8 protein-coding genes are annotated in these 10,682 nt (G+C 70.3%); 7 read left to right on the forward strand and 1 reads right to left on the reverse strand.

Translation table 11 applies throughout. The features are described 5' to 3' along the window. Positions 1–37: 37 nt before the first annotated feature. A complete protein-coding gene (locus tag ACX938_RS10535) occupies positions 38–913 on the reverse strand; it encodes a LysR substrate-binding domain-containing protein (protein ID WP_459431018.1) in 876 nt (291 codons plus the stop codon). Positions 914–1,033: 120 nt separating this feature from the next. Here ACX938_RS10535 and ACX938_RS10540 point away from each other — a divergent pair, with 120 nt between their 5' ends. The 7 genes from ACX938_RS10540 (at position 1,034) to ACX938_RS10570 (ending at position 10,481) form a co-directional block, all read left to right on the forward strand. Continuing rightward, complete coding sequence (locus tag ACX938_RS10540) at positions 1,034–2,644, forward strand: GMC family oxidoreductase (protein WP_459431019.1); 1,611 nt, start codon at positions 1,034–1,036, stop codon at positions 2,642–2,644. Beyond that, positions 2,641–3,816: a mandelate racemase/muconate lactonizing enzyme family protein gene (locus ACX938_RS10545; RefSeq protein WP_459431020.1), complete on the forward strand. Its 1,176-nt coding sequence runs from the start codon at positions 2,641–2,643 to the stop codon at positions 3,814–3,816. Before ACX938_RS10540 ends, ACX938_RS10545 begins: the two co-directional genes overlap by 4 nt. Next, entirely contained in the window at positions 3,813–5,297 is a 1,485-nt protein-coding gene (locus ACX938_RS10550) for an aldehyde dehydrogenase family protein (protein WP_459431021.1), read from the forward strand. The genes ACX938_RS10545 and ACX938_RS10550 overlap by 4 nt, the downstream gene beginning before the upstream one ends. Positions 5,298–5,402: 105 nt before the next feature. Beyond that, the gene (locus tag ACX938_RS10555; protein WP_459431022.1) at positions 5,403–6,968 is read left to right on the forward strand and encodes an ABC transporter substrate-binding protein; all 1,566 of its coding nucleotides are present in this window, start codon (positions 5,403–5,405) and stop codon (positions 6,966–6,968) included. A gap of 91 nt (positions 6,969–7,059) precedes the next feature. Continuing rightward, the gene (locus ACX938_RS10560; RefSeq protein ID WP_232754824.1) at positions 7,060–8,016 is read left to right on the forward strand and encodes an ABC transporter permease; all 957 of its coding nucleotides are present in this window, start codon (positions 7,060–7,062) and stop codon (positions 8,014–8,016) included. A 13-nt stretch (positions 8,017–8,029) separates the two neighbouring features. Beyond that, a complete protein-coding gene (locus ACX938_RS10565) occupies positions 8,030–8,845 on the forward strand; it encodes an ABC transporter permease (protein ID WP_459431023.1) in 816 nt (271 codons plus the stop codon). A gap of 10 nt (positions 8,846–8,855) precedes the next feature. Next, positions 8,856–10,481: an ABC transporter ATP-binding protein gene (locus ACX938_RS10570; RefSeq protein WP_459431024.1), complete on the forward strand. Its 1,626-nt coding sequence runs from the start codon at positions 8,856–8,858 to the stop codon at positions 10,479–10,481. Positions 10,482–10,682: the final 201 nt, after the last annotated feature.

Consider the following 10,682-nt stretch of genomic DNA (forward strand, 5'->3'; position numbering starts at 1 on the left):
ACATGACGCTGACCACTCGGCGGGCCCCGATCCCCCCTCACGGCTCCGCCGCGATCTCGCGCAGCCAGTCGATGATCGCCCGCATCCCGTAGCGGTTCCGGTCGGCGCTGGGGGGCACCACGATGAAATGCCCGTGCCGCGCCTCGAGCTCGGCGGGGCAGGAGCGCACCAGCCGCCCGGCGTCGAGATAGGGCCGCGCGAAGGTATCGGCGACCAGCGCATGACCGAGGCCGCGCTCGGCCAGGTCCAGCGCCACCAGCGAGGTGTCGACCACGTAGCGGGGCAGGGGCGGGGCGACACCTTCGAGGTGCATCCCGAAGAAATGCTGCCAGGTGTCGACGACGCCCGCCATCTCGATCAACGGGCCCTCTTCCAGCGACGCCAGCCCGCCCGCGAGCCCCGGCGCGCAGACCGGCTGCACCGCGTGGCGCATCAGCGGGATCACCTCGCCGTCGGACCAGAGCCCCTCGCCGAAGCGGATGTCGAGGTCGATCAGCGCGCTGTCGCCGCCCTCCGCCCAGGAGGAGGACAGAAGGCTCAGGGTTATGTCGGGATGCCGGGCCTGGAAGCTCTCGATCCGCGGCACCAGCCAGAGCATGTTGAGCGAGGTCATGCAGCGCAGGGTGATCCGCTCGCCGCCGCTGCGCCCGAAGACCCCCGCGGTGCTGGCGTCGATGTCCACGAAGGCCTTGCTGACCACCGGCAGGTAGGATTGCGCCAGCCGCGTCAGCACCAGCGCGCGCCGCCGCCGCTCGAAGAGCTTGTGGCCGAGCCGCGCCTCGAGCGCGCGGACCTGGTAGCTCACCGCCGAGGGCGTGAGGTTCAACTCCTCGGCGGCGCGGGTGAAATTTCCAAGCCGCGCCGAGGCCTCGAAGGACCGCAGCCAGCCCAGCGGGGGAAGCTCGTCGAACATGGTGGCAGCCTAGCCCTTACCGCGAAATTTTTTAAGGTTGCTGCAAATTTTTTTTCGTTAGGGGGTTCCGGCCCGGTTCTGACACCCTGCGGCCAAAGGCGAAGGCAAGGCAGGCCCGGTTTGGCAAGCTACGACTACATCATCATCGGCGCGGGATCGGCGGGCTGCGTGCTGGCCGAACGGCTCAGCGCCTCGGGGCGGCACAGCGTCCTGGTGCTCGAGGCCGGCGGGCGGGACCGCTCGCCCTGGGTGCGGCTGCCGCTCGGTTACGGCAAGACCTTCTTCCACCCGGAGATGAATTGGCGCTACCAAAGCGAGGCCGACCCGGGCCTCGGCGGGCGCAGCGACTACTGGCCGCGCGGCCGCGTGGTCGGCGGATCGAGCTCGATCAACGCGCTGGTCTGGGCGCGGGGGCTGCCGCATGACTTCGACGACTGGGCCGCCGCCGGGGCCACCGGCTGGAGCTGGGAGGTCGCCCGCCGCACCTATGACGCCATGGAGACCCGCGTCTCCGCCGATGGCAGCCGCGACGGGCAGGGGCCGCTGCACGTCCAGGACGTCTCGGACCAGATCCACAAGGTGAACCGGCATTTCTTCGCGGGCGCCGAGGAGGCCGGTCTGCCCCGCACCGAGGATTGCAACGGTGCCACCCCCGAGGGCGCGACCACCTACCGGATCACCACAAGGGACGGGCTGCGGCACTCGGCGGCGCGGGCCTACCTGGCCCCGGCGCTGAAGCGCCCCAATGTCACCCTGCGGACCGGCGTCACCGTGACCCGCATCGGCTTCGAGGGCCGCCGCGCGACATCGGTGCACCTGCGCCATCACGGCCGCGAAGAGGTGCTGCAGGCGGGCCGCGAGATCATCCTCTCGGCGGGCGCGGTCAGCTCGCCGCGGCTCCTGCAGCTCTCGGGCGTGGGGCCGGCGCAGCTTCTGCGCGAGCATGGCATCGAGGTCCGGGCCGACGCGCCGCATGTGGGCGGCAACCTGCAGGATCACCTCGGGCTCAACTACTACTTCAAGGCCAACGAGCCGACGCTGAACGACCAGCTCCGCCCGCTCTGGGGCAAGGCCCTGGCGGCGCTGCGCTACGCGCTGACGCGGCGCGGGCCGCTGGCGCTCTCGGTCAACCAATGCGGCGGGCTCTTCCGCTCGACACCCGAGGCGGCGGTGCCGGACCAGCAGATCTACTTCAACCCGGTCAGCTACACGACGACGCCCAGCGGCACGCGGAACGTGGTCAATCCCGACCCCTTCCCGGGCTTCATCATCGGCTATCAGCCGACCCGGCCCACGAGCCGGGGGCGGATCGACATCTCCTCGGCCGATCCCGAGGCGGCGCCGCGCATCCGCCCGAACTCGCTGGCCACCGAGGAGGACCGCGCGGCGGTCATCGCGGGCGGCACGCTCTGCCGGCGGATCATGCAGACCCCGGCGCTCGAGGGGCTGATCGAGAGCGCGCTCGACCCCGATGTGCGTGAGCTTCAGGGCGAGGAGATCCTCGAGGACTTCCGCCGCCGCTGCGGCACCGTTTTCCATCCCGTCGGCACCTGCCGGATGGGCGCGGACCCCGCAAGCTCGGTGGTCGATCCGCGCCTGCGCCTGCACGGCTTCGAGGGGCTGCGCGTCGTCGATGCCTCGATCTTCCCGAACATCACCTCGGGCAACACCAATGCGCCGACCATGATGGCCGCGCATCACGCCGCCGAGCTGATCCTGGAGGCCACATGACCGCAACGCCCTATTCCGCCTCCGGGGCGGTCCCGAAGCCCGGGCGCGGCGCCGGGGACAGCGGCCCGCGCATCACCCGGCTCGAGACCTTCTCGACCCCGCTCGTGGGCTTCGTGCGGTTGACCACCGAGGACGGCGCCCAGGGCTGGGGCCAGGTCTCGACCTATAACGCCGATATCACCGCGCAGGTCTTCCACCGCCAGATCGCCCCCTGGGCGCTGGGCCGGGGCGTCGATGCGCTGGAAGCGATCGTGGACGAGATCCCCGAGCGCGAGCACAAGTATCCCGGCACCTACCTGATGCGCGCGCTGGCGGGGCTCGACACCGCCGCCTGGGACTGGCGCGGCAAGGTGGCGGGCCAGCCGGTCGCGGCGCTTCTTGGCGGGTCGGCGGGCGAGATCCGGGCCTATGCCTCTTCCATGCGGCGCGACATCACCCCCGAGGCTGAGGCCGAGCGGATGCTGCGGCTCCAGGGTGAACAGGGCTTCGACGCCTTCAAGGTCCGGGTGGGCGCCGAATGCGGGCGCGACCTGGACGAATGGCCGGGCCGCACCGAGGCGATCCTGCCCGCGATGCGCCGCGCGCTCGGCCCCGAGGCCGCGCTCCTGGCCGATGCCAATTCCGGCTTCTCGCCCGCCCGCGCTATCGAGGTCGGGCACCGGTTGGAGGCCGAGGGCTTCGAGCATTTCGAGGAGCCTTGCCGCTACTGGAAGCTCGAGGAGACCGCAGAGGTCACCCGCGCGCTCGACCTCGACGTGGCGGGCGGCGAACAGGACTGGGACCTCGAGAGCTGGCAGCGGATGGTCGCGCTCGGCGCGGTCGACATCCTGCAGCCCGACATCCTCTATCTCGGCGGCATGACCCGCGCCATGCAGGTCGCCCGGATGGGCGCCGCGGCGGGCCTGAGTGTCACGCCCCATGCCGCCAACCTGTCCTTGGTGACGCTGTTCACCATGCATCTCATGCGCGCCCTGCCGCTGCCCGGCCGCTACCTCGAGTTCTCGATCGAGGGGCCGGACTACTACCCCTGGCAGGACGCGCTCTTCGTCGAAAGCCCCTATGCCATCGACGCGGGCCGGGTCCGCGTGACCGAGGCGCCCGGCTGGGGCGTCGAGATCGCCCCCGACTGGCTGGCACAATCCACCCATCAGACAAGCGAGGCTGACATATGACCGCCGAGGAGCTGATCACCACCTATTTCGAGACCGGCACCCTGCCGCATCTGCCGCAGGGCCATTTCATCGACGGCGCCTTCACCGCGCCCGCCTCGGGCGCGACGATGGAGAGCTTCGACCCGGGCCAGGGCCGCGCCTTCGCCAGCTTCGCCGCCGGCGGGGCCGAGGACGTGGACCGGGCGCTGGCCTCCGCGCAGCAGGGCTTCGCGCTCTGGTCGCGGCGCAGCCCGGCCGAGCGGTGCGGTATCCTCAACGAGATCGCCCGCACCCTGCGCGCCCATGCCGAGCGGCTGGCCGTGGTCGAGGCGCTCGACAGCGGCAAGAGCCTCGACGAGGCGCGGGGCGATGTCGCGGGCTCGGCGCGGCTCTTTGAGTATTACGCCGGGGCCGCCGACAAGCTCGATGGCCGCTCGGTCAACCTGGGCTCCGACGCCGCCGCCTTCACCCTGCGCGAGCCGGTCGGCGTGACCGCTCATATCGTGCCCTGGAACTACCCGACCTCGACGCTGGTGCGCGGCATCGCCCCGGCGCTGGCGGCGGGCTGTTCGGCGGTGGTGAAACCGGCCGAGACGACGCCCTTCACCGCGCTCCTGATCGCCGAGCTTATGATCGAGGCGGGCCTGCCCGCGGGCGTGGTCAACGTGGTGACCGGCACCGGCACCGAGGCCGGCGCGCCGCTGGTCGCCGATCCGCGCGTCGCCCATGTGACCTTCACCGGCTCGGTCGCGACCGGCGTCAACGTCATGCGCTCGGTCGCGCCGAATGTCACCGGCCTGACGCTGGAGCTTGGCGGCAAGTCGCCGCTCGTGGCCTTCGAGGACGCCGACCCCGAGGCGGTGGCCGACGGCGCGCTCTGGGCGATCTTCTCGAACTCCGGGCAGATCTGCTCGGCGGGCTCGCGGCTGATCCTGCACGAGAGCCTGCGCGACGCGGTGCTGCCGCGCCTCGTCGAGAAGGCCCGCGCACTGAAGCTCGGCCACGGGCTCCGCAACCCCGAGATGGGGGCGATCAACTCCGCCGCGCATCTCGACAAGGTGGCGGGCTTCGTCTCCCGCGCCCGCGCGCGCGGTATCGAGGTGCTAACCGGCGGATCGGTGACCACCGACCCCGAGACCGGCCTGGGCTGGTTCTTCGAGCCGACCATCCTCGACACGCCCGATCCCGAGGACGAGGCCGTCCTGCAGGAGATCTTCGGCCCGGTCCTCGCGGTGCAGAGCTTCTCCAGTGAGGAAGAGGCCGTCGCCCGCGCCAACGGCACGGAATTCGCCTTGAATGCAGGCGTTTACACGCGCGATACGGGCCGCGCCCTGCGCGTCGCCCGCGCCATCGACGCGGGCCAGGTCACGGTCAACGACTACTGGGCGGGGGGCATCGAGCTGCCCTTCGGCGGCAACCGCAAATCCGGGTTTGGCCGCGAGAAGGGGCTCGAGGGCCTCGACGCCTACACCCGCGCCAAGGCGATCACGCTGGCCGCCTGAGCCAGCCCGGGCGGCTCCGCCGCCCCGACGCGCCCGAGCGCGCGCCAGACAGGCCCCCGGCGGCATCCGGCTGCCGGGGGAGCACACAACAGAGGAGGGATCCGTTTGACCCAGTTTTCCAGCTTCACCATGCCCAGCCGCCGCGGCTTTCTCGCAGGCAGCGCCGCCGCCGGCATGACCCTTGGCCTGGGGCTCACGCCCGCGCGGGCCGCGACGCCGCAGAAGGGCGGCACCCTGCGGGTCGGCTTCACCCAGGGCAGCACCTCGGATTCGCTTGATCCGGCGACCTATTCCAACGACTTCATGTTCGCCACGAGCTACGCCGTCTTCTCGACGCTGGTCGAAGTGGCCCCCGACGGCAGCGCCACGCCGGACCTCGCCGAGAGCTTCGAGGCGACCCCCGACGCGGCGACCTGGACCTTCCGGCTGCGCGACGACGCCACCTTCTCGGACGGCAAGACGATCACCGCGCAGGATGTGATCGCCTCGGTCCGCCACCACATGGGCGAGGGCTCGAAGTCCGGCGTGAAGCCGCTCCTGAAGCAGATCAGCGACATCAAGCCCGACGGCGACAAGGTGGTGGTCTTCACGCTGGAGACCGGCAACGCCGATTTCCCCTTCATCTTCAACGACTACCACCTGACCATCCGGCAGGATCAGGGCGACGGCACGATCGACCCCGACAGCCGGATCGGCACCGGCGGCTATGTCATCGAGGCCTTCGAGCCCGGCGTCCGCATCGAGCTAGCGCGCCGCGACGACTACTGGAAGGAAGGCGCCGCGCATTTCGACCGCGTGGTGATCCTCAAGGTCGGCGACGCGGCGGCGCGGATGAACGCGCTGATGACCGGCGAGGTCGACCTGATCGACCGCCCGGACCTCAAGACCATCCACATGCTCGAGCGCAACCGCGACGTGCGCATCCACACCCAGAACGGCACGCTGCATTACACCATGCCGATGCATGTCACCACGGCGCCTTATGACGACGTGAACGTGCGGCTGGCGCTGAAGCATGCGATCGACCGCGAGGCCATCGTCGAGAAGGTGCTCAAGGGCTACGGCACGGTCGGCAACGACCACCCGATTGCCAGCTCCATGCCCTTCTACAACGCCGAGCTGGAGCAGCACGCCTATGACCCCGAGAAGGCCAGGCACCACCTGAAGAAGGCCGGGCTCGAGGGGCTCGACGTGACGCTGCACACCGCCGACGCGGCCTTCAACGGCGCGGTGGATGCTTCGGTCCTGTTCTCCGAGGCGGCGAAATCGGCGGGGATCAACCTCAAGGTCTCGCGCGAGCCCGATGACGGCTACTGGTCCAACGTCTGGCTGCAGAAGCCCTTCTGCACCAGCTACTGGGGCGGGCGCCCGACGCCGGACCTGATGTTCTCGGCCGGCTATGCCGCGGATGCGGACTGGAACGCCACCAAGTGGCAGAACGAGCGCTTCAACGAGCTGCTCGTCGGCGCCCGCGCCGAGCTCGACCAGGACCGCCGCGCCGAGATGTACGGCGAGATGCAGAAGCTCTGCCAGACCGACGGCGGCGCGCTGATCCCGGCCTTCGGGCAGTATGTCTCGGCGATGAACAAGCGGGTCGCCATGCCCGAGAAGGTCTCGGAGATGTGGGATCTCGACAGCCAGCGCTTCATCGAACGCTGGTGGTTCGCCTGATCCGCCCCTAGCCCTTCCTTGCGGCGGCTCCGGCGACCCGGGCCGCCGCGCTTCTTGACCGGCCCGTCCGCCCGGGCCGCGGAGACCCGCCATGACCCGCCTGAACAAGCTGATCCTCAGCCGCCTCGGCCTGGGGGTCGTGACCCTCTTCGCCGTCTCGGCGCTGATGTTCATCGGCATCGAGCTTCTTCCCGGCGACCTCGCCCAGCAGATCCTCGGCCAGTCCGCGACACCCGAGACGCTGGCCGCCTTCCGCGCCGAGCTCGGCCTCGACCTGCCGCCGCATGTCCGCTACCTCGACTGGCTCGCGGGCGTTGTGCAGGGCGACTTCGGCCAGAGCCTCGCTTCGGGGCGCGAGGTCACGGACCTGCTGTCGACCCGGCTCGCCAACACGATGTTCCTCGCGGGCTATGCCGCGGTGATCGCGGTGCCGATCGCGGTGAGCCTCGGGCTCCTGGCCGCGCTCTGGCGCAACTCGATCTTCGACCGGACCGCCAATATCGGCGCGCTCAGCGCCATCTCCATGCCCGAGTTCTTCGTGGCCTACCTGCTGATTCTGGTCTTCTCGATCAAGCTCGGCTGGTTCCCGACGCTGGCGCGGATCGACACCGCCGAGAGCCTCGGGCAGGCGCTGCGCGTCACCTTCCTGCCGGCGCTGACGCTGATCATGGTGGTGATCGCCCATATGATGCGGATGACCCGGGCGGCGATCATCAACGTGCTGGCCGCCCCCTACATCGAGATGGCCCGGCTGAAGGGTGTGCCGCGCTGGCGGGTGATCCTGCGCCACGCGCTGCCCAATGCCATGGCGCCGATCATCAACGTCATCGCGCTGAACCTCGCCTATCTGATCGTCGGCGTGGTGGTGGTCGAGGTGGTCTTCTCCTACCCGGGGCTGGGCCAGCTCCTGGTCGACGCGGTGGCGAGCCGGGATTTCCCGGTGGTGCAGGCGGTCGGGCTGTTCTTCGCGGGCACCTACATCCTGTTGAACACCGGCGCCGACATCCTGTCGATCCTGTCGAACCCGCGCCTGCGGCAGACGGGCTGAGGGGGGGCGCACCATGACACTTCTCCGTTCCGCCCCGCCCACCGCCATCTTCGGCCTCCTGGTGCTTTCCGCGACGCTCCTTCTGGGGCTCTTCGCGCCGCTCGTCGCGCCCTACGGCGAGACCGAGATCGTCGGCGCCGAATACCTGCCCTGGAGCGCCGCGCATCCGCTGGGCACCGACAACCTCGGCCGCGACATGCTTTCGCGGATGATCTACGGCGCGCGCAACACCGTGGGGCTCGCGCTTCTGACCACCGGCATCGCCTTTTCCATCGGCGCCGCGCTCGGCATGTTCGCCGCGCTCAAGGGCGGCTGGGTCGACCAGGCGCTCTCGCGCATGGTCGACGTGGTCATGGCGGCGCCGCCGCTGATCCTGGCGCTGATGCTCTTGGCGATCATCGGGCCCTCGATCCCCAACATGGTCGGCGTGATCGCGGTGATCTACCTCGCGCCGGTCTTCCGGCTGTCGCGCGCCGCGGCGATGAACGTCGTGGCGCTGGATTTCATCGGCGCGGCGCAGCTTCGGGGCGAGGGCACGCTCTGGCTCCTGCGCCGCGAGATCCTGCCGAACATTTCGTCGACGCTGGTGGCCGAGGCGGGGCTGCGCTTCTGCTTCGTCTTCCTCTTCATCGCGGCCCTGTCCTTCCTGGGCATCGGCATCCAGCCGCCCACCGCCGACTGGGGCTCCATGGTGAAGGAGAACGCCACGCTGATCACCTTCGGCGACGTCACGCCGCTGATCCCGGCCGGGGCCATCGCGCTGCTGACCGTCTCGATCAACTTCATCTTCGACTGGATGCTGCACCGCGCCAGCGGTCTGAAAAGCTGAGGAGGACGCCATGGGCAATCTGCTGACCATCCGCGATCTGCGTCTCGAGGCCGGGCCGCCGCGCGCGCCCAAGGTGATCCTCGAGGGGCTGGACCTCGATCTCGACCGCGGCGAGGTGCTGGGCCTCGTCGGCGAAAGCGGCGCAGGAAAAAGCTCCGCCGGGCTGGCCGCCATGGGTTTCACCCGCGACGGCGTGCGCATCGCCGGGGGCGGCATCCAGTTCGACGGGATCGACCTGGCGCGGGCCTCGCAGGGGCAGCTCCGCCGCCTGCACGGGCGCCGCATCGCCTATGTCGCGCAATCGGCGGCGGCGAGCTTCAACCCCGCGCACCGGCTGATCGACCAGTTCGCCGAAGGCCCGCTGCTGCATGGCACCGCCGATGCCGGGGCGGCGCGCGACGACGCCCGCGCGCTTTACCGCCAGATGCAGCTGCCGAACCCCGACCAGATCGGCTTCCGCTACCCGCACGAGGTCTCGGGCGGGCAGCTGCAACGCGCCATGACCGCCATGGCCATGGCCTGCCGCCCGGACCTGATCATCTTCGACGAGCCGACCACGGCGCTCGATGTGACCACCCAGATCGAGGTGCTGGGCGCCATGCGCGACATCACCGAGCGTTACGGCACCGCGGCGATCTACATCACCCATGACCTTGCCGTGGTGAGCCAGATGGCCGACCGGATCACCGTCATGCGCCATGGCCGCGAGGTCGAGACCCAGCCGACCCAGCGCATGCTTGAGGCCCCCGAGGAGCCCTATACCCGGTCGCTCTGGGCGGTGCGCGGCATCCAGAAGCCCGCCGCGACCGGCAGCGCGCCGCCGCTGCTGACGCTCGAGGGCGCAAGCGCGCAATACCGCGGGTTCAAGGCGCTCGACGGCATCGACCTGGCGCTGGCCAAGGGCCGCACCACCGCCGTGGTGGGCGAAAGCGGCTCGGGCAAATCGACGCTGGCCAAGGTGATCGCCGGGCTCATGGCGCCCTCCGAGGGGCGGGTCCTCTGGGAAGGCGCGCCGCTCGCCGGTCACCACGGCAAGCGCGACAAGCGCCAGCTGCGCGACATCCAGATGATCTACCAGATGGCCGACACCGCGCTGAACCCGCGCCACACCGTGCGCGAGACGCTGGAGCGCCCGGTGGGTTTCTTCACCGGGCTGCGCGGCGCGGCGCGGCGGGCGCGGGTGCGCGAGCTGATGGAGCTGATCGAGCTCGATCCCGAGGAGTTCCTCGACCGCCGCATCCCCGAGCTTTCGGGCGGCCAGAAGCAGCGCATCGGCATCGCCCGGGCGCTGGCCGCCGAGCCCCGGTTCATCATCTGCGACGAGGTCACCTCGGCGCTCGACCAGATCGTCGCGGAGGGCATCCTGAAGCTCCTGATCCGGCTGCAGGAGGAGCTGGGGCTGAGCTACATGTTCATCACCCACGACCTCGCCACGGTGGAGGCCATCGCCGACGAGGTGGTGGTGATGAAGGACGGGCAGATCATCGAGGCCGGCCCCCGGGCGCAGATCTTCGAGGCCCCGCGGCAAGCCTATACCCGGCGGCTCCTGGCCTCGGTGCCGCAGATGGACGCGGGCTGGCTCGACCGCGCCCGCCGCGACGCCGCCGAGGCGAAGTCGCTGGAGGCGGCGGGCTGAGGGGGCTGAGCGGGCTCGGGCCGAGGGTCCGGGGCGCGGGGCGTGCACCCGCTTTTGGCTGGTGACCTGCTCCCCGTAGAGTCCGCGTTCTTTAGTTCGCTCTGTTCAGGTTTTGGTCCCCTTTCGACCGTTGGTGATATTCCCACGGGGTGAGCCCGTCGAGGCTCGTGTGGGGGCGGTGGTGATTATAGTCGGTGCGCC

Source organism: Roseivivax sp. (assembly GCF_054552075.1).

Bases quoted from the DNA above. Each gene is read 5' to 3' on its own strand.
- ACX938_RS10545 (WP_459431020.1), top strand. From the start codon at position 2,641: ATGACCGCAACGCCCTATTCCGCCTCCGGGGCGGTCCCGAAGCCCGGG.
- ACX938_RS10565 (WP_459431023.1), top strand. From the start codon at position 8,030: ATGACACTTCTCCGTTCCGCCCCGCCCACCGCCATCTTCGGCCTCCTG.
- ACX938_RS10560 (WP_232754824.1), top strand. From the start codon at position 7,060: ATGACCCGCCTGAACAAGCTGATCCTCAGCCGCCTCGGCCTGGGGGTC.
- ACX938_RS10570 (WP_459431024.1), top strand. From the start codon at position 8,856: ATGGGCAATCTGCTGACCATCCGCGATCTGCGTCTCGAGGCCGGGCCG.
- ACX938_RS10535 (WP_459431018.1), bottom strand. From the start codon at position 913: ATGTTCGACGAGCTTCCCCCGCTGGGCTGGCTGCGGTCCTTCGAGGCC.
- ACX938_RS10550 (WP_459431021.1), top strand. From the start codon at position 3,813: ATGACCGCCGAGGAGCTGATCACCACCTATTTCGAGACCGGCACCCTG.